General features: G+C 73.6%; 19 protein-coding genes. 17 read left to right on the forward strand and 2 right to left on the reverse strand.

Annotation, left to right across the window (positions count from 1 at the left end; translation table 11 throughout):
* Positions 1 to 35: 35 nt before the first annotated feature.
* The gene (locus QEZ54_RS14015; RefSeq protein ID WP_281305017.1) at positions 36 to 1,472 is read right to left on the reverse strand and encodes a hypothetical protein; all 1,437 of its coding nucleotides are present in this window, start codon (positions 1,470 to 1,472) and stop codon (positions 36 to 38) included.
* A 141-nt stretch (positions 1,473 to 1,613) separates the two neighbouring features.
* Between QEZ54_RS14015 and QEZ54_RS14020 the strand changes: the two genes are divergently transcribed.
* The 4 genes from QEZ54_RS14020 (at position 1,614) to QEZ54_RS14035 (ending at position 5,617) form a co-directional block, all read left to right on the forward strand.
* Positions 1,614 to 1,943: an SH3 domain-containing protein gene (locus QEZ54_RS14020; protein ID WP_281305018.1), complete on the forward strand. Its 330-nt coding sequence runs from the start codon at positions 1,614 to 1,616 to the stop codon at positions 1,941 to 1,943.
* 134 nt (positions 1,944 to 2,077) lie between these two features.
* Positions 2,078 to 2,338: a Prokaryotic metallothionein gene (locus QEZ54_RS14025; RefSeq protein ID WP_212832537.1), complete on the forward strand. Its 261-nt coding sequence runs from the start codon at positions 2,078 to 2,080 to the stop codon at positions 2,336 to 2,338.
* Positions 2,339 to 2,487: 149 nt separating this feature from the next.
* Positions 2,488 to 2,691: a hypothetical protein gene (locus QEZ54_RS14030; protein WP_281305019.1), complete on the forward strand. Its 204-nt coding sequence runs from the start codon at positions 2,488 to 2,490 to the stop codon at positions 2,689 to 2,691.
* A 130-nt stretch (positions 2,692 to 2,821) separates the two neighbouring features.
* Positions 2,822 to 5,617: a LuxR family transcriptional regulator gene (locus QEZ54_RS14035; RefSeq protein ID WP_281305020.1), complete on the forward strand. Its 2,796-nt coding sequence runs from the start codon at positions 2,822 to 2,824 to the stop codon at positions 5,615 to 5,617.
* 131 nt (positions 5,618 to 5,748) lie between these two features.
* Here the strand turns inward: QEZ54_RS14035 and QEZ54_RS14040 are convergent, their stop codons facing one another.
* A complete protein-coding gene (locus QEZ54_RS14040; protein ID WP_281305021.1) occupies positions 5,749 to 6,954 on the reverse strand; it encodes a cytochrome P450 in 1,206 nt (401 codons plus the stop codon).
* Between the two features lie 401 nt (positions 6,955 to 7,355).
* On the opposite strand from QEZ54_RS14040, the gene QEZ54_RS14045 reads away from it, so the two are divergent.
* The 13 genes from QEZ54_RS14045 (at position 7,356) to QEZ54_RS14105 (ending at position 18,835) form a co-directional block, all read left to right on the forward strand.
* Entirely contained in the window at positions 7,356 to 7,922 is a 567-nt protein-coding gene (locus tag QEZ54_RS14045; protein ID WP_281305022.1) for a hypothetical protein, read from the forward strand.
* Complete coding sequence (locus tag QEZ54_RS14050; protein WP_281305023.1) at positions 7,916 to 8,863, forward strand: hypothetical protein; 948 nt, start codon at positions 7,916 to 7,918, stop codon at positions 8,861 to 8,863. The genes QEZ54_RS14045 and QEZ54_RS14050 overlap by 7 nt, the downstream gene beginning before the upstream one ends.
* Positions 8,864 to 8,906: 43 nt before the next feature.
* Positions 8,907 to 9,581, forward strand: coding sequence for an SAF domain-containing protein (locus QEZ54_RS14055; protein WP_281305024.1), 675 nt, complete (start codon positions 8,907 to 8,909; stop codon positions 9,579 to 9,581).
* A gap of 10 nt (positions 9,582 to 9,591) precedes the next feature.
* Positions 9,592 to 10,380: a ParA family protein gene (locus QEZ54_RS14060; protein WP_281305025.1), complete on the forward strand. Its 789-nt coding sequence runs from the start codon at positions 9,592 to 9,594 to the stop codon at positions 10,378 to 10,380.
* Complete coding sequence (locus tag QEZ54_RS14065; protein WP_281305026.1) at positions 10,377 to 11,918, forward strand: ATPase, T2SS/T4P/T4SS family; 1,542 nt, start codon at positions 10,377 to 10,379, stop codon at positions 11,916 to 11,918. Before QEZ54_RS14060 ends, QEZ54_RS14065 begins: the two co-directional genes overlap by 4 nt.
* Positions 11,915 to 12,814, forward strand: coding sequence for a type II secretion system F family protein (locus QEZ54_RS14070; protein ID WP_281305027.1), 900 nt, complete (start codon positions 11,915 to 11,917; stop codon positions 12,812 to 12,814). Before QEZ54_RS14065 ends, QEZ54_RS14070 begins: the two co-directional genes overlap by 4 nt.
* Entirely contained in the window at positions 12,811 to 13,686 is an 876-nt protein-coding gene (locus QEZ54_RS14075) for a type II secretion system F family protein (protein ID WP_281305028.1), read from the forward strand. Before QEZ54_RS14070 ends, QEZ54_RS14075 begins: the two co-directional genes overlap by 4 nt.
* 21 nt (positions 13,687 to 13,707) lie before the next feature.
* The gene (locus tag QEZ54_RS14080) at positions 13,708 to 13,911 is read left to right on the forward strand and encodes a hypothetical protein (protein WP_281305029.1); all 204 of its coding nucleotides are present in this window, start codon (positions 13,708 to 13,710) and stop codon (positions 13,909 to 13,911) included.
* A 3-nt stretch (positions 13,912 to 13,914) separates the two neighbouring features.
* On the forward strand, positions 13,915 to 14,355 hold the full coding sequence (locus QEZ54_RS14085) for a TadE/TadG family type IV pilus assembly protein (RefSeq protein WP_281305030.1): 441 nt from the start codon (positions 13,915 to 13,917) through the stop codon (positions 14,353 to 14,355).
* Positions 14,352 to 14,780, forward strand: coding sequence for a TadE/TadG family type IV pilus assembly protein (locus QEZ54_RS14090; RefSeq protein ID WP_281305031.1), 429 nt, complete (start codon positions 14,352 to 14,354; stop codon positions 14,778 to 14,780). Before QEZ54_RS14085 ends, QEZ54_RS14090 begins: the two co-directional genes overlap by 4 nt.
* Positions 14,777 to 15,190: a hypothetical protein gene (locus QEZ54_RS14095; RefSeq protein WP_281305032.1), complete on the forward strand. Its 414-nt coding sequence runs from the start codon at positions 14,777 to 14,779 to the stop codon at positions 15,188 to 15,190. The genes QEZ54_RS14090 and QEZ54_RS14095 overlap by 4 nt, the downstream gene beginning before the upstream one ends.
* A gap of 30 nt (positions 15,191 to 15,220) precedes the next feature.
* Complete coding sequence (locus tag QEZ54_RS14100) at positions 15,221 to 17,329, forward strand: LysM domain-containing protein (RefSeq protein WP_281305033.1); 2,109 nt, start codon at positions 15,221 to 15,223, stop codon at positions 17,327 to 17,329.
* 561 nt (positions 17,330 to 17,890) lie between these two features.
* Positions 17,891 to 18,835, forward strand: coding sequence for a S41 family peptidase (locus QEZ54_RS14105; protein ID WP_281305034.1), 945 nt, complete (start codon positions 17,891 to 17,893; stop codon positions 18,833 to 18,835).
* The last annotated feature ends 31 nt before the right edge of the window (positions 18,836 to 18,866 follow it).

The following is an 18,866-nucleotide window of genomic DNA, read 5'->3' on the forward strand; positions in this document are numbered from 1 at the left end:
CGGAGTGGTGCCGCCCGCGTGCAGATCGTCGGGTCTCAGTTCGCGGCCGGCGCGGCCGGTTCGGCGGCCGCCGCGACGCGGGCCTGTTCGAGCAGGTCGGCACGCAGCCGCCGCATCGTGCGGCCCACCCCGAACAGCACCAGCAGGACGATCGCCAGTACGCCGGTCAGCACCGGGATGGTCAGCGGGATCTCGCCGTACCCGTCGGACTGCTGGGCGCGCCAGACCACCGGGCCGAGCGCCTGGGCGGCCAGCAGCAGCGTGGCGAAGCCCAGGCCCACCGAGCCCGCGGTGCGGACCGGTCCGCCCTCGGCGGTGCCCAGGACGCGGACCACGCCCGCGCCGAGCGCCAGGCCCAGCCCGCCCGCGAGCAGCAGGCCGGACATGGTCCACCAGGTCGGCGTCTGGCGGTACGCGACGAGCCCGGCCAGCACCCCCACCGCCGACAGCGCCAGGCCGATCGTCTCCCAGGCGAACCACCGGTCGGCGCGGCGTACCAGCAGCGTCCCGGCGGCCGCCCCGGCCACGGCGGCCAGCGCCGCGGGGAGCTGGTCGATCAGCTCGCCGTCGCCGCGGACGCCGATCTGCAGGTAGCCCAGGGGAGCGGCGGCGGCGAAGGCCAGCACGGTCCAGCGGGCCAGGTCGGCGCCGCCGCGACGGGCGGCGTACCAGGTGAGCAGGGTCGCGAGGAGCAGGGCGAGCACGAGCGGGCCGAAGTAGGTCAGGTCCTGCACGAACTCCATGCGCCGCAGCGAGGCGAGGCCGTCGGCGCTCACGCGCAGCGCCTCGTACAGCACCCGCAGGGTCACCGAACCGGCCGCCAGCAGGAAGACCGCCGCGCCCACGACGGCGAGCAGGCCGCCGGTGCCCGCGGGCCGCTCCGGCTGCTCGGGCCGCACCGGTCGGCCGGGCGGGTCGGTCAGCGCGGCGACGATCACCAGCAGCAGCGTGGCACCGGGCACCATCAGCTCGGCCGCGGTCGGCGGCAGGTCGACCTGGGCGTAGGCCAGGTTCATCAGGTGCCAGAGCAGGCGGCTGCCGGCCAGGCCCGCGGCCAGTCCGGCACCGATCGCGAGCCGGTGGACGGATCCGGCGGCGGCGTTCAGCGTGCCGAGCAGGGCCAGCCCGCCGGTGGCGCTCAGCGCGGCCCAGTACAGCAGGACCGCCTCCGGCCCGGAGATCGAGCTGGTCAGCGCCGCGACGGCCATGAGCGCGGCCAGACCCGCCCCGGCCAGCGGCCAGCCGCCGAACCGGTGCCGCAGCGGCACCGCGAGCACCGCCGCGCCGACGGCGGCGATCAGCGTGCCGAGCAGGATGAGCCGGATGTGGTCGGCCTCCGGCTGGTCGACGCGGGCGCCGGCGATGGCCGGATACACGTTCATGACGGCGAAGGTGGCGCCGACGGCGGTGGCCGCGACCGCGGCGACGGCGGCGGCCAGTGGAGACGTTCGCGGTAGGGGTTCCCCGTTCATGCGGGGGATGGTGCCAGGTCGGGGCCGCCCGCGCTGTCCCGCGTTGTCCGGCGTCGACGGACGGCGGGGCGTAGCCTGGAGTCGATGATCATCTCCTGGTAGGACCGGCCGGTCCCTCACCCCACGCTAGGGCGGTGGACGATGGGACCCACATTCAGACGCTCGATCGTCGCGGCAGCCGCGCTCGCGGTCGCGCTCGGCGCCTTCCCGGCCGCATCGGCGCGGGCGGGGGCCCGGGACGAGCGGGCGACGGTGCGGGAGGCGACGAACCTGCGGTCGTACCCGAGCACCGACGCCTCGGTGATCGCGAAGCTCGCGGCGGGCAGCACCGTCGAGGTGCTCTGCTGGACCTCCGGTGAGCCGGTCGGCGGCAGCGGACCGTACGCGGCGATGTGGCTCTACACCTCGCTGGGCGGCTACCTGCACTCGTTCCAGGTGTCCCCGGTCGACGTGCGCGCCTGCGGGTACTGACCCGAGGCTGCGCCGTGGGCGACCGGTTGGGAAGGGGCCCTTCTTCTGCGCAAAACGATAAGAAGGGGCCCTTCCTTCGCTGAGACTGGTTTCGGTGCTCGGGATGAGGGGCTCAGTGACCTACGGGAGGCGTGATGGGTACGTGCGAGGTCTGCAAGAACGAGTACTGGCTGTCGTTCGAGGTGCACACCGCGGGCGGCAACGTGCACGTGTTCGACAGCTTCGAGTGCGCGGTGCAGCGGTTGGCGCCGGTGTGCGAGCACTGCGCCTGCAAGATCATCGGGCACGGGGTCGAGGTGTCGGGGCACTTCTACTGCTGCGCGCACTGCGCCAGGTCCGCCGACGCCCGCGAGGGCTTCAAGATCCGCGACGCGGTGGGGGTGCACCCCGGCTAGCCCGGGGATGAACATCGCGAACAGGACGTGACAGCGCCGGCGGGGGACGAATCCCTCGCCGGTTACCGCTAGCTGGCGGATGTTCCGGGCGCCCCGGTGCCGGATCGTGGATGTCGGAAAGGCGCACCGCACGGAACGGAGACCACTGGATGTACCTCGCCGCAGACCGCACGCTGAACCTGATCGACCAGGCGCTGCCCCACGGCACGGACAGTGCGTCGATGCGTGCCGCCATCCGGGAGGCCTTCGCGGGCAACGCGCCGGTGGAGCACATCGCCACCCGGGCGCGCACCACCATCGCGGGCGTGCTGGCCGTCATCGACGAGATGTACGCCGAGCCTGCCGCCTGCTGAGCAAGCCCCACGGTCCGCCCAGGCGCCGCCCCACGGCCGCGGACCGGTCTCACCCATCCCGACGCCGCCAGGCTTGAGGCTGGTGCGGGTAACGCCCTGTACGGGCGTCGCCCGCGACTAGGCTTGGGCCATGGCGGCGCCCGTCTTCGTGGGCCGGGCGAGCGAGATCGAGCGGCTGGACGCGCTGGCCCGGGACGCGGCCGCCGGCCACGGCGCGGCCGCGGTGCTCGCGGGCGAGCCGGGCATCGGCAAGACCACCCTGCTCGACCACGCGGCCGCCACCTGCGCCCGGCTGGGCATGCGGGTGCTGCGCGGCACCGCCGAGGACCTCGAGCAGCAGATGCCGTTCGCGACCATGGCCGCCTGCCTGGACCTGCGCGCGGCCGGCGACGACCCGGCCGCCGGGCGGGTGCTGCGGCTGCTGCGCGGCGAGGGCGCGCTGGCCGAGAGCGCCGCCGCCGCCAACCACCAGCTCGCGGTCACCGAGGCGATGCTCGACCTGGTCGACACCTGGTGCGCCCAGGGGCCCGTCGCGGTGATCGTCGACGACGCCCAGTGGGCCGACCAAGAGAGCATGGTGGTGCTGCACCGCCTCGGCCGGGGCATCGAGGAGTATCCGCTGCTGCTGGTGCTCGCCGCCCGCGCGCCCGCGCGGGGTGAGCTGGCCGGGCTCATCCGCAGCCTGCACGCGCGCGGCGCCCACTCGCTGCGGCTGGACCCGCTGGCCCCCGCCGACGCCGCCGACCTGGCCGCCGGTGCCCTCGGCGCCGATCCCGGCCCGCGGCTGGCCGCGCTGCTCGCCGGGGTCGGCGGCCACCCCTTCTACCTCACCGAACTGGTCGCGGCGCTGCAGCGGGAGGGCGGCATCCGGGTGGCGGACGGGCGGGCCGAGCTGATCGGGCCTGGCCGGCTGCCGCCGTCGCTGCTCGCCTCGATCCTGGGCCGCCTGGACTACCTGCCCGCGCGCGAGCGCGAGATCCTCCAGCAGGCCGCGGTGCTGTCCCGGACCATCGACGTGGGCGAGCTGGCCACCGTTCTGGGCGAGCCGGTGCTGGGGCTGTCGGAGCTGCTGTCGGCCGCGATCGAGGCGGGCATCCTGGTCGACGCGGGGCCTTACCTGGAGTTCCGGCACGCGCTGATCCGGCAGGCGCTGGTCGAGGGGGTGCCCGAGCAGCTGCGCGCGGCGCTGCACCTGCGCGCCGGGCAGGTGCTGATCACGGCGGGAGGCGGGGTCGACCGGGTGGCCGAGCACCTGGTCAGCGGGTCGGTGCTCGATCCGGCCACGCTGGACTGGCTGGACCGCTCGGCCGAGGAGCTGATCACGCGGGCGCCGGGCACGGCGGTGCGGCTGCTGCGGCGGGCGCTGGCCTCGGTCACCGGCACCCAGGCGTACGAGCTGCGCTTTCAGCTGGTCCGGGCGCTGATCTGGGCGGGCGAGGTGGACGAGGCCGAGCGCGCCGCCCGGGGCGCCCTGGCCAAGGACACCGACCCGCACCGCCGCGCCGAGCTGTACTGGCTGCTGATGGATGCCTGCTTCCGGCAGGGCCGCCAGGCCGAGGCGGTCCGGGTGGCGGAGGCGGCGCTGGCCCGGCCCGATCTGCCGCCCGAGAGGACCGGCCGCTTCCACGGCTTCTGCGCCAAGTCGCTGTTCTTCCTGCGCCGGCACGAAGCCAGTGCCGCCGCGGCCGGGCGGGCCATCGCCGACGGCACCGCCGCCGGCGACCACTACGCCGTCGCGCTGGGCCGGATGGTCCAGGGGGTGCTGCGGCTCATCGAGGGCGACGTCCCGGGCGGGCTGGCCCTGGCCGAGCTGGCCGTCGCCGACCTGGGCGCGGGCGTGCTGCCCGACCTGCCCGCCGGGGAGCACGTGCTGAGCGGCTACTGCCTGCTGCTGCTGGACCGGCTGGACGAGGCAGAGGCGGCGCTGGCGTACGCGCTGGACGGCAACGAACGCTACGGCGGGCCGTACCTGACCCTGGTGCACGCGCTGCGGGCGCAGCTGCGCTTCCTGACCGGACGCTGGGACGACGCCCTGGCCGAGATCGAGTCCGGCCGGGAGCACCCCGACCCGCTGGGCGACCTGCCCTGGCTGCACGGGCTCGACGCGCTGATCGCGCTGCACCGCGACCGCCCCGCGCGCGAGGTCGCCGTGGTGGCGCAGTCCCGGCACGGCGAGGCCGAGGCGCAGTACGCCTACCTGTCGGGCTGGGCGGGGGCGCTGCGGGAGCAGGGGCGGCCGCGGCACGCGATCGAGCTGCTGTACCCGTACTGGGAGCACGCCTCGGTCGCCGACCACCTGCCCCACCGCCTGATCTACCACTGCTGCGGCGACCTGGCCCGGCTGGCCGCGGCGGCCGGGGACGACGCGCGCGGGCGGGCCCTCGCCGACACGGTGGCCGAGCTGGCGCGGGCCGAGCCCGCCGTGGCCAGCCTCGCCGCGACGGCCGCCCTGTGCCGGGGCCTGGCCGAGGGCGACCCGGACCTGGTGCTGGCCGCGGCGCGGGGGTTCGGCGGCTGCGGCTGGCGCTTCCACCAGGCCCAGGCCGACGAGGACGCCGCCGCGCTACTGGCCGCGCGCGGCGAGGCGGAGCGGGCGCGCGAGCCGCTGGCGCGGGCGCTGGAGGGCTACGCCGGGTGCGACGCGGCCTGGGACGTGGCCCGCGCGCAGGCGCGGCTGCGTCAGGTCGGGGTACGCCGGGGCAGGGTCGGCCCGCGCCGGCGCCCCAAGACCGGCTGGGAGGCGCTCACCGAGACCGAGCACCGGATCGCCCTGCTGGTCGCCAGCGGCATGTCCAACCCCGAGATCGCCGAACGCCTGTTCCTGTCCCGCCGCACGGTCCAGTCCCACGTCTCCAGCATCCTCGCCAAGATCGGCGTCCACTCCCGAGTAGAGCTCGCCGTCTCCGCCCACCAACGCACCGTGTAGACGGCGCCGCCTCCGCGGGCGCGGGCTTCCGTCCCGGAAGCCGACGGCAGCCGCGCGTCGCTGCATCGCTGCGCGATGTCACGCTCCTTCACGGCAACCGTCGGCGGACGGAAGCCGGTCGGTGGTCGCGGTCAGATCCAGGTGGCCTGGAGGGGCAGGGTGTGGGCGCCGGTCATCATGCGGGCGTCGTAGAACTCGGCGCCGTCGGCGATTTCGAGGTCGCGGCAGCGTTCCAGCAGGATGGTCATGGCCAGGCGGGCCTCCAGGCGGGCCAGCGGCGCGCCGATGCAGAAGTGGATGCCGTGGCCGAACGCCAGGTGCTGGTTCGGGTTGCGGTCGATGTCGAACCGGTCGGGGTGGGCGAAGTGCCGCTCGTCGCGGTTGGCCGAGGCGATCCAGGGCATGAGGATCTTCCCGGCGGCGACGCGCTGCCCGCCGACGGTCGCCTCGGCGGTGGTCAGCCTGGCCAGGCGCGGGAACGGGGAGCGGAAGCGGAGCACCTCCTCCAGCATCGGCGCGATCTTCGCCGGGTCGCGCCGGATCGCGGCGGCGGCGTCGCGGTGCTCGTCCAGGCACCACACCGTGTTGGTGAGCAGCGTGGTCGTGGTGATGTGCCCGGCGATCAGCAGCACGCCGAGGAAGCCCACGATCTCCTCGTCGGTCAGGTGCTCGCCGTCGACCTCCGCCGCGATCAGGGTGGTGGTCAGATCGTCGGCGGGGGAGCGGCGGCGCTGTCGGATGTGCGCCAGCAGGTAGTCGATCATGGCGCGGAGGCGCTCGCCGGCCTGGTCCAGGCGGGCCTGGTCCGGGATGACCCGCTCCGGCAGCTGGGCGTTGAGCAGCGAGTCGGCCCAGCGGCGGAACTCGGCGCGGTCGGAGGCGGGCACTCCGATCAGCTCGGCGATCACGGTGACGGGCAGCGGGTAGGCCAGGGCCTGGACGAGGTCGAAGCGGGGGCTGCCGGAGACGGCGTCGAGCAGCTCGTCGGTGATGGTGGTGATCCGCGGGGCCAGCTCGGCCACCACCCGGGGGGTGAACGCCTTGCTCACCAGGCGGCGCAGCTTGTCGTGGCGCGGCGGGTCCATCCGGACGAAGTTGCCCCGGCTGAACAGCTCCAACTCGGCCTGCGGCGGCATCAGGCCGGTCAGGTCGGAGGAGAAGGTGACCGGGTCGGACAGGACCGCCTCGATGTCGTCGTAGCCGAAGAGGTGGTAGGCGCCGTACTGCTCGTCCCAGCTGACCGGCTCGTGGGCACGCATGCGCGCGTACCAGTCGACGACGCCCTCGAAGGTTCCCGGCTGCGCGATCAGCCCAGTTCCGCTGCTGACTGTCGCCATTACGACCACCCCCGTCGATTGATCTTCACCATCCTACCCAGGTAAACGCCCAATTCCCCGCAAATCACGGCCGCCGACCCTTACCGATCATGAATTTCGGAACCGGACATCCATGCCATGATTCGCATAATTTCTTGATCAACATGAATGGGAGGTGTCGCGACGGCACGAAGTGGACAGTGTGATCGTCCTGATGAGAGCACGGAAGATTTGGTATCGAATACTGTACGTATGGACATTCTCCACCCCTTGTTATATCGGTCGACCTCGTCGTACGATCGGCCGTCTGGAACGGGGGAGGCGCTACCAGACAGCGGTTTTCTCGGCAGGTGTAAGGAGTCAGCGAAGCTCGTCGGGGACGAGGGGGGCGCGTGAATCCATCCAGCCACAGTGGACGACTCGTGGTCCTCGCGACGGTTGTCGCGGCCACGTTGACCATGTCCGCCGGATGTGGCGGCCCGCGCGCCGTCGACCCCGACATCAAGCCCAACCGCGCCTCGGCCCAGCCGGTCGCACCCGGCCCCTCGCTGGAGCCCGAGGACCAGCAGAACGTGGACGCGGCCTGGGCCAACTTCCAGAAGCTGAACGTGATCTACGTCAAGGCCGCCCAGACCGGCAGGTACGACTGGGCGCCGGACATCACCGCCCGCCCGATGTACGCCTACTCCGGCGGCCGGTACATGGCCGCGCTCGAACGCGACCTGGGCGTCCTGGGCGAGCAGGGCTACGTGCGCACCGGCGAGCCGACTGTCGCGCTGCGCCGGGTGGTGTCGGTGAGCGGGACCTCGATCACGATCGAGGTCTGCGTCGACGACGCGGGCACCGACACCGTCGACAAGAAGACCGGCAAGTCCGTCTCGGCACCGAAGCAGAACCAGCGCTACCCGGTCACCATGCGCGCGGGGCTCTACCCCGACGGCGCGTGGCGCTGGGTCGAGTCGCAGGCAGACAGGGGTGCGTCATGCTGAACCGTCCCATCCTCTCCCCGCGCCGGGCCCTGGCCGCACTGGCCGCCACGCTGCTGGCGGTGGTGGCCGGCCTGGTGGTGACACCCCCGGCGGCCTGGGCCGACTACATCTACTGCCCGCCCAACAGCGGCGACTGCATCCTGATCGTCACCGGGGGCGGAGGCGGCGGCGGTGGGGGCGGCGGAGGCGGTGGCGGCGGAGGCGGCGACGCCCTGTGCGAGCACGAGCAGCTCGGCCAGGTGTCCTGCTACAAGCCGGGCCTCGGCTGGTTCAACCACACCGACAGCTGCTACTACGACCGCCTCGAGCTGTCCATCGACGATCCGGTGTGGGCCGGGCACAACCCCGCCAACGGCTTCATGTACGCGGTCTGGTGCTGGGGCGGCCTGTCCGCCGGCTGGCAGCAGGCGACCACGCAGTACCTGACCAGCCCGCCACCGGGCTACGGCGGCCTGCCGTCCCCGATCAGCCTGGCCCTGCGCGCGATCAACCAGATGCCGCTGCGCGGCCCGGCCATCGGGCTGGCGCCCGACCCCGCCAACGGGCCGGGCCTGGTCGGCCTGCCCGTGTGGATGTGGAACGAGGTCAGCAACCGCACCTGGGGGCCGCTCCGCGCCACCGCCTCGGTGCCCGGCCTGTCGGTCACCGCCGAGGCCAACGTGACCCGGATCGTCTGGACCATGGGCGACGGCGGCCGGGTCACCTGCCGCAACGCGGGCACGGAGTACACCCCGTCGCAGGGCGACGACGCGTCGCCCAACTGCGGCTACAAGTACACCAAGTCCTCGCGCGACAAGACCGGCGGCAAGTACACCGTCACCGCCCGCAGCTACTGGCGCGTGACGTGGTCCGGTGGCGGCCGCTCCGGCACGGTCACGATCACCCGGGTGTCCTCGGTCAATATCCGCATCGACGAGATGCAGGTGGTGAACAACTCATGAGCGCGCACCCGCACGTGAGGCACAGCAGTCAGGAGAAGTGGGCATGAGCATCACGACGACCAACGTTCCGGCCCGGGCGCCGCTGCCGCCGATCGGGGTGGCGCGCTCGGCGCCGCGCCGCAGATCGTGGGCCCAGGCCTCGCTGGCGGTGCTGCTGATCGTGCTCGGCGCGCTGACCGCCGGCTACGTCGTCCTGCGGATGGGCAGCACCCACGACTTCCTCGCCGTCGGCCGCCCGATCGGCGCCGGAGCGGAGATCACCGCGGCGGACCTGGTCATCGTCCGGGTCAACGACGCGGCCGGGCTCAAGCCGGTCCCGGCCGGGCAGGCCGCGAACGTGGTCGGCAAGCGGACGCTGATGGCGCTGGTGCCCGGCTCGCTGATCACGATGGACCAGATCACCGACACGCCGGTGCCCGCACCCGGGATGGACCTGGTCGGCATCGCCCTGGACGAGGACCGGATGCCGACCCTGTCGCGCATCCCGGTCGGCGCCTCGGTGCTGCTGGTGCTCAAACCGGAGGTGCGCCCGGCCGTCGACGGCGGCGCCCCGGAGCTGGTCCCGCCGCGCACCATCGCCGCGAGGATCATCGACCGGGTCGCCGGCACCAAGGTCGGCCAGACCCTGCTCAACGTCGAGGTCGCCACCGCCGACGCGCCCACCGTGGCGCTGTACGCGGCCGACAAGCGCCTCGTGCTCACCCTCGACGGGCCGTAGGGCGGCCACGATGACGCTGATCGCCCTGGTCTCGGCGAAGGGCTCGCCGGGGTGCTCCACCGCCGCGCTGGCCTTCACGCTGACGTGGCCCGCCCCGACCCTGCTGGCCGAGTGCGACCCCGCCGGCGGCGACCTGCTCGCCGGATACCTGTCGCGCTACGAGCTGCCCACCAACCGGGGCGTGCTGCCGCTGGCCTCCTCCGCCCTGCGCGGCACCGCCGAGCAGGACCTGACCGGCAACCTCATCGACCTGGACTCCCCGCGCCAGCAGCGGATGGCGCTGCCCGGCCTGACCGAGCCGTCGCAGAGCTCGTCGCTGAACCTGGCCTGGACCAGCCTGGGCGACCTGTTCGCCCGGATGACCGGCAGCACGGTGCTGGCCGACTGCGGCCGCCTGGCCGGGGCGAACCCGCCCTGGTCGCTGCTGGGGCGGGCCGACCTGGTGCTGCTCACGGTGCGGGCGCGCTCGCTGCGCACCGTGTCCCCGGCCGCCTCCGCGATCGGGGCGATGCGCCGCGAGCTGCCGCCCGGGTTCGTGGAGAGCAGCGTCGGGCTGCTGCTGGTGGGCAGCGGCATCTCCGGCCGCGACATCTCCCGCAACCTGGGCGTGCCGGTGGTCGCCGCGCTGCCGTGGGATCCGGGCAGCGGGGCCGCGCTGTCCGGCGAGGGCCGGGGGCGGCGCCGGGCGCCGCTGATGAAGGCCGCCGCCGCGGCGTACGACAACGTCTGCGCGGCGATGGCCGTCGCCCGGCCGGAGGCGTCGCGCCGCGACACCGAGCGACTGCCGGTGGTCCGATGACCGCCCGCCCGTACATCCCGCTGCCGCCGCCCGAGCCCAACCCGCCGGTGCGGGTCAACGGCCACGCCCGGGTGCCCTCGCCGCACGGCACCGCCGTCGCGTACGCGGGTCCGCCGTCGCCGGGGGCCCCGTCGGCCGCGCCGAACCTGCCGGTGCCGATCGACTACGGCGTGGTGCGCCAGCTGCAGAGCCGGGTCACCGAGACGCTGACCCGGCTGCTCACCGACGCGGCCAACGTCACTCCGGCCTACCGGCGCGAGGTCGCCGCCCGGATCGGCCGCGAGATCATCGCCGATTACGCGGTGGCGATGGCGCACGCGGGCCAGCCGATCAGCCCGGCGCAGGAGCAGGCGCTGCTCGACGCGGTCGTCGCGGGCATGTTCGGGGCGGGCCGGTTGCAGCGCCTGCTGGACGACCCGTACGTCACCAACGTGCACATCATCGGCTGCGACCAGGTGCTGCTGCACCACGCCGACGGCAGCCGCAGCCGCGGCGAGCCGGTCGCCGACAGCGACGACGAACTGGTCGGCATGCTCCAGGTGCTGGCGATGCGGGTGGCCGCGACCGAGCGCCAGCTGTCGGAGTCCAACCCGGAGCTGGACATGCAGCTGCCCGACGGCTCCCGGATGACGGTGCTGTACAAGGTGTCGCCCCGGCCGATCGTCTACATCCGCAAGCACACGCTGTTCGCCGCGTCGCTGGAGGAGCTGCGCGACCGCTACGGGATGATCGACCTGCTGATGTACCGCTTCCTGGTCAAGGCGCTGGAGGCGGGCGCGAACATAATGGTCGCGGGCCTGGCCGCCTCGGGCAAGACCACGCTGCTGCGGGCGCTGGCGCGCACCATCCCGGCGGGGGAGCCGTACATCACCCTGGAGGAGTCGCGCGAGCTGGGCCTGCACGAGGCCGCGATGCCGCATGACGAGAACTGGGTGATCAGCCTGGAGGCCCTGCAGGGCCACGGGGAGTACGACAACAACGGCAAGCGCCGCGGCGAGAAGACCCTGCACGACATGATGCCGATCACGCAGCGGCTCGGGGTCCGGCGGGTGATCGTGGGCGAGACCCGCGGTCGCGAGATCGTGCCGATGCTGCGGGCGATGACGGTCAGCCGGGGCGCGATGTGCACCATCCACGCCCGGCAGGCGCGCGAGGTGATGGACTCGATCGTGCAGCTGGCCTGCTCGTACGGCAACGACATCGGCGCCGAGCAGGCGCTGCGGATGGCGGCCCAGGGCATCGACCTGATCGTCTACACGACCGTGGTCGACGAGCGGGCCATCGGCGGCGGCGAGCACCGGTTCGTCTCGCACGTGATCGAGGTCGGCGGCATGCGCGACGGCCGGGTCATCACCACGACCGTGTTCGGCCCCGGGCCCGACGGCCGGGGCGTGCCCCGCCACCTGCCCGAGCGCATCCGCGACGACCTGATGGACGTGGGTTACGACCCGCGCGAGCTGATCCCGTACATCGAGGCGGGGGCGCACAACCGGGGCTCCTGGACCCGGGAACTGCACACCAAGCGGGTGCGCTCATGATCCAGATACTGGCGATCCTGTCGGTGCTGCTGGTCGGGGGCGGCCTGGCGATGGCGATCGCGTTCCTGGTCGGCACCAGCAAGCCGGTCGGTCCGGCCTCGCCCACGAAGCTGTGGCTGCGCCGGTTCTGGGCCGGTCCGGGGCGCACCGTCGCGCAGCGGCGTACCCACCGGTCCCTGCTGGTCTTCTCGGTGGTGGCCGGGGCGGCCGCGTGGCTGTTCACCGGCTGGCCCATCGGCGGCGTGATCGTGCTGCTGGCCATTCCGGGCGTGCCGTGGCTGTTCTCCGCGGCCAGCGCGGAGAAGAAGGCGATCGCCCGGCTGGGCGCCCTGGAGATGTGGACCCGGCGGGTCAGCGACTACGTCCGCAACGGCATCGGCCTGCAGGCCGCCATCATCGCCACCGCGCGGACCGCCCCGCCGCTGCTGAACGTCGAGATCAAGACGCTGGCGGCCCGGCTGCAGGCGGGCACCGACGCGCCCACCGCGCTGCGGCTGTTCGCCGAGGAGCTCGACGACCACAGCTCCGACGAGGTCATCGCACCGCTGATCCTGCAGGCCGCCGACGCGGGCGACGGCCTATACGCCGCGCTGTCCGACATCGCCCAGGCGCTGTCTGACGAGATCGTGTCCCGGTCCACCGTGGACAGCGAGCGGGCCAGTGCCCGCTTCACGGTGCGGTTCCTCACCGGCGTGACGGTGGCCCTGCTGGTGTTCGGCGCGTTCAGCGCGGAGTACGCCGCGCCCTACCGCACCAGCATGGGGCAGCTGATCCTGGTCGCCCTGACGGCGCTGTACATCGGCCTGATGCTGTGGATCCGAGGGCTGTCGCTGCCGCCGCGGCTGCCGCGGCTGCTGCGCGCCGACACCGACAAGGCCCCGGCGGTGCCGTCATGACCGTGGACTTCTGGTTCGGCCTGGTGATCGCCGCCGGCGCGGTCGTCGGCTACGGGCTGTACCTGCTGGTCATCCAGTTCGTGCCGGCCACGCCCGCGCTGGGCCCGGCGCTGCGCCGACTGCACCCCACGCTCGGCCCGGACGGCGAACTCACCGCATCCGCCCCGACGGCCACCGACTGGCTGACCCGCCTGCGGCTGCCCGCCGCCGACCTCGACATCCTCGGCCGCACCGCCGGGCGCCACCTGTTCAGCATCGGGCTGTCGGCGCTGGCGGCGTTCATGCTGCCGGTGCTGCTCACCGTCGCGGCGGTGCTGCTCGGGTTCTCCATCCCGCTAGTCATCCCGGTCGCGGCGACGCTGCTGTTCGCGCTGGCAGCGGCGCTGATGGCGCACCTGGACATGATCGCCAAGGCGACGTCGGCGCGGGCGGAGTTCGTCCGGGCGCTGTGCACGTACGCGGCCCTGACGGCGCACCAGGTGCGCTCCGGGCACGGCGCGGTCGAGGCGATGGAGCGGTCGGCGAGCATCTGCGACGGGTGGCCGTACACCCGGCTGCGCACCACGCTGCTCACCGCCCAGCTGCAGATGCGGCCGCCGTGGGACGAGCTCAAGACGCTCGCCGCCGACATCAAGGTGGTGGAGCTGGACAGCTTCGCCGACATCATGCGCAGCGCGGGCAACGACGGGGCGCAGGTCTACCAGACGCTGCGGGCCCAGTCGGCGTCGCTGCGCGACCAGATCAGGGTCCGGGCGCTGGAGGACGCCAAGACCCGCAGCTCGAAATTGGACATCCCCTCCACCCTGCTCATCGTCATCCTGCTCGTGCTCGTCGGATATCCGCTGATGGCGAGCCTGATCACCCAGGTATAACAAGAAGGGAGCACCACCACCATGCTGCTGAAACTCGTGGTGTCCGCCAGCGAGAAGCTGCGTACCCTGACCGACCCGGCCACGCGGGACAAGGGCGAGGGCCCGGTGCCGCACGTTGTGATGATCTTCATCATGGCGTCGGCCGCGGTCCTCGTCGGCGGCATCATCTACGGCGTCGCCCGGGGCTGGGCCAACAACGTTCCGACCACGGTCAACCTGCCCTGAGCCATGCCAGGACAATCGCTCGTACGCCGTCGCCGGCTCCCGTCGTGGGGCCGGCGGGGGCTGCGCGCACGCCGACTCGCCCGCCGCGACCGGGGCGCGGCCGCCGTCGAAATGGCGATCATGGCACTGCCGCTGCTGGTGGTGACGTTCCTCGTGGTGCAGGCGGCCTTCGTGTACCAGGCGAAGGCGCTGGCCCTGGCCGCCGCGACCCAGGGCGCCAACGCGGCCCGCAACTACGGCTCCGACGCGACCGCCGGGCGTGACCGGGCCCGCGCGTTCCTGCGGCGGGTCGGCTTCGGCATCGCCGACACCGACGTCACCGCCTCGGTCAACGCCGACGTCGCGACGGTCACCGTCACGGGCAAGGCGCAGAGCATCATCCCGTTCTGGGAGTTCACGGTCTCCCACACGGCGTACGGCCCGGTGGAAAGGTTCACCCGATGAGGGGCGAGGCGCGCGAGCGCGGCTCGGCGGCGGTCGAGCTCGCCATCCTCGCCCCCACCGCGATCGTGTTCTTCATCGCCGTGGTCATGGCGGGGCGCCTGGGGCTGGCCCGCCAGGCCGCCGACGCGGCCGCCTACGACGCGGCCCGCACCGCGAGCCTGGCCCGCACCGAGGCCACGGCCGGCATCCAGGCGCGCGACGCGGCCGCCCGCTCCTTCGCCGCTCAGGGCATCCGCTGCCGGACGATGACCGTCGCCACCGACACCAGCGGCTTCGACGTGCCGGTGGGCCAGTCGGCGACCGTGCGGGTGTCGTTGACCTGCGTGGCAGACTTCACCGACATCATCCTGCCCGGCATGCCCGGCAGCGCCACCCTGACCTCGACCTTCACCAGCCCGCTCGACAAGTACCGGAGCCGCGGATGAACCCGCTCCTCCGGCGCGACGGCGGCAAGATCACCGTCTTCTTCGCCATCATCGCCACCACCTGGGTCATCACCATCGGGCTCGTCGTGGTCGGCACCGGCCGGACCCGGGCGCTGCAGCGCGCCGACAACATCGCCAGCGAGGCGGCGCGCGCCGCCGGGCAGGCCATCGACCCCGAGGACGCGATCCAGGGCAAGCCGAAGGTCCTTGACGCCGCCCTGGCCACCGCCGCGGCGCGCGCGTACATGCGCACCGTGGGCGCCACCGGCACGGTCACCCTCACCGAGGACCGCCGCGGCGTGACGGTACGCGCGACCATCACCTACCCCAACCCGGTAGGGCTGGACTTCTTCGGCGGGGGCACCTGGACGGTGACCGGCGAAGCGACGGCAACACTCCTCATCGGATAGACCGCCGAGAGCTAGCGAAAGGGCGCACCCATGGCCATCGACCAGCGCACCAGGCCCAACTGGTTCGTGCGCCTGCTCGCCGGGCTCGCGGCACTGGCACTGCTCGCCGCGGTGCTCGTCGGCGCGCCCATGGCACTGCTCAAGGTGGCGGGCAACCCGCTGCCCGACCACGTGCCGTCCCTGGACGAGCTGACCACGCTGCTGACCTCGCCCGACGACGGGCGGCTGTTCCTTCGGCTGCTCGCGCTCGCCGGCTGGTTCGCCTGGTTCACGTTCGCGATCAGCGTGCTGCTGGAGATCCCGGCCCGGCTGCGCGGGCGCCGCGCCCGCCGCATCCCCGGCCTCGGCGTACAGCAGCGCATCGTCGCGGCGCTGATCGGCGCGATGATCGCCGTGTTCGCCGGGACCAGCATGGCCACCGCCGCCACCGGCTCGGTGCCCGCGCCGATGGCCGGCCGCGTCGTCGCGGTGGTGCCCGTGACCGCCCCCGTCGGGGCCGTGCCCATCGGCGGATCCGCCGTGCTGGCACTCGGCCCCGCGACCGCGGTGCCGCACACCGGGGCCCTGGTGCCGGTGTCGCGCCCGCCGACCGACCTGGTCCGGCTCGCCCCCGCCCACCAACTCGTCGAACGCCCCGTGTACGTGGTGCGCAAGGGCGACTACCTGGGCTGCATCGCCGAGCGGTTCACCGGCGACTTCGACCGGTTCCACCAGATCGCGGCGCTCAACCCACAGCTGGTGCGCAACCCGAACCACATCGAGCCGGGCTGGCGGCTGGTGCTGCCCGCCGACTCGTACGACCGGGGCCACGCCCGCCACGCCACCGGCAAACTGCTGCTGCCCGCCGTCGAGGACCCCGCCACACCCCCGCCCGCCACGCAGACCCCGCCGCCGACCGCCACCCCGGCCCCCGCGCCGACCCCGTCGGCGGTCCCCGCCCCGGCCGTACGCCCCAGCCTGCCCGCCGCCTCGCCGACCGCGATCCCGTCGCCGGTCGTGACCACCCCGGCGAGCACCACCCCCGCCAACCCGCCCGGCCTCGACGAGACCGACCCCGGCACCGGCCACATCAAGGTGCTGGCCACCGGCGCCGGACTCGCCCTGGCCGGCGTGATGGCCGGGCACATGGTGGTGCGCCGCCGCATCCGCCGCATGCACCAGCTCCGGGTACGCCGCAAGCGTCGGCGCGGCCCGCGCAGCGCCTTCGACTTCAGGGTGCGCGAAGTCCCGCGCCACCAGGCCGCCGACCGGCTCGACGCCGGGCTGCGCCACCTCACCCTCGGCCTGCGCGGCCGGGCCCCGTGGGAGATGCCCGACGTGGCCGCGGCCTGGGAACACGGCGGCGACCTGGCCATCATCCTGGCCGCCCCGTGCGCCGACCCGCCCGAGCCGTTCGAGGTGCAGTGGCCCAACACCTGGTCGCTGCCGAGCGCCGCCTGGCTGCCCGACGTCCACACCGCCCCGTCGCTGCTGCCCGGCCTGCTCAAGGTCGGCGCCTGGCCGCAGGGCGGGCAGCTGTACGTCGACGGCGAGCGCACCGGCCTGCTGACCCTCGTCGGCGACCCGCAACGCTGCGACGACCTGCTGCGGTTCCTAGCCGCCGAGGTCGCCACCGCCGCCTGGGCCGACGAGGCGTCGGTGGTCGTGGCCGGGTTCAGCGGCGCCGACGTACGCGCCCTGACCGCGCTCAACGACCGGGTGCGGTTCAGCTCGTCGGTCAGCGACGCGCTCGCGCGCATCGGCCGCCGGGCCGCAGCCAACGCGGCGGTGCTGCACGACACGCAGACCGCCGACACGGTCACCGCGCGCATCAACAACGTCACCACCTGGGCCACGCACGTGCTGTTCATCGCCGACCCGTGGGGCGAGCACACAGAGCAGCTGCGCGACCTCGACGCGCTGCTGGCCGATCTGGGCCGGGTGGGCGTGGTCGTGGTCGCGACGCATCCGACCGGCACCCGGTGGGCGGCGACCGTCGGCGGCGACGGCGGCGTACACATGTCCTGGCTGGCCGTCACCGACATCACCGCCTGCGGCCTGACCAGCGAAGAACTCATCACCCACGCTGAGGGCCAGGCCGAGGCCGCCGCCCGCATCCCGCAGCAGCCCACCGGCGCCCGCCACCGCCTCCGTACCTGACCCACCCACCGCCCCGCCGACCCCGCTCCGCCGACCTCGCTCCGCCGACCTCGCCCCGCCGACCTCGCCCCTGGGCCGCACCACCGCGTTGTCGCCGTCGACGGCGATCTCCACCCTCGATCGCCGTCGACGGCGACAGCCTGTTGACCGCCAGCGACGATCTTCGTCCAAGATCGCCGTCGGCGGTCAGAACAGCGTGTTTTGGGCGGCGTTCTGACCGCCGACGCTGATCATGACGGCGTGGCCGTCCGAAGATCGCGTTCTGCGGTCACTGTCCAGGCATGCGCTGCGGCCCAACCCGAGACTCGGACCGCAGTTCGCGATCATCTGGAAACGGGAGTCCGCAAGATCGCCTCCCTCGGTCACTCTCTCCACTCAAACCCCAACCCGGCACCTCGCATCCCGACCCGCACCCCGCACCACTGCGTGCTCGCCGGCGGCGTCTGGACTGAGGAGCGTGACCGAGCCGCAGGCTCGGCAGCGACAAGGGAAGACGCCGCCTGAAAGGCGAGCGCGCCGCGCCCGCGAAGGCGGGCGCCATGTTGCAGTAGCGTGGCGGCCATGCCGAGGGAGCTGGTCGACAGCGTGCTCACGCTCATGTGCGCGCATTACGTGTTTCCGGAGCGGGCCGTGTTCGCGGCCGCGAACATCCGGGAACGGTTCGACGCGGGGCGCTACGAGGGCCTGGACGAGGCCGGGGTGGTCGAGCGGCTCAATGCCGATCTGCGGGAGTTGTGCGCCGACAAGCATCTGCGGTTGCGCGCCCGCAGGGGGCGGCACGCCGACGGGGGCGAGGGGGCGCCGGGCGACGTGCTGGCGGCGTACCGGGAGCGGCTGCGGACCGACAACCACCGGATCGGCCGGGTGGAGCGGCTCGACGGCAACGTGGGCTACATCGACCTGCGGGGCGTCACCGATCCGGCCGTCGGCGGGCGGGCCGTCGCGGCGGCGATGGAGCTGGTGTCGCACACGTACGCGCTGCTGCTGGATCTGCGGCGCAACCGGGGCGGCTCGCCGGACGGGGCGGTCTTCTGGTCCAGTTACTTCTTCCCCGACAGCGGCACGCACCTGAACAGCATCGAGTCGGCTGAGACCGGCGCGACCCGGCAGTACTGGAGCCTGCCGTACCTGCCCGGCGAGCGCTATCTGGACCGGCCCGTGTACGTGCTGACCGGCCCGGACACCTTCTCGGCCGGTGAGGAGATCTGCTACAACCTCAAGGCGCAGAGCCGGGCGGTGCTGGTCGGGGAGTCGACGGCCGGGGGAGCGCACCCGGCGCGGGCCCTGCCGCTCACCGCGACGCTGGAGCTGACGGTGCCGTACGCCCGCTCGGTGAACCCGGTGACCGGGACCAACTGGGAGGGGGCCGGAGTCGAGCCGGACGTGTCCGTGCCGGCTGAGGAGGCCTACGCGGTCGCGTACCGGGCCGCGCTGGAGCACGTACTGGCGACCGCGTCGGTGCCGACCCTGCTCGACGAGGCCCGCGCCGCCCTGGCGGCCCTGTGACGACGGCGGCAGCGGCGACGCCGGACGACGT

Origin of the sequence: Catellatospora sp. KI3 (assembly GCF_029948125.1) — a bacterium.
In the GTDB taxonomy this organism is placed as follows: domain Bacteria; phylum Actinomycetota; class Actinomycetes; order Mycobacteriales; family Micromonosporaceae; genus Catellatospora.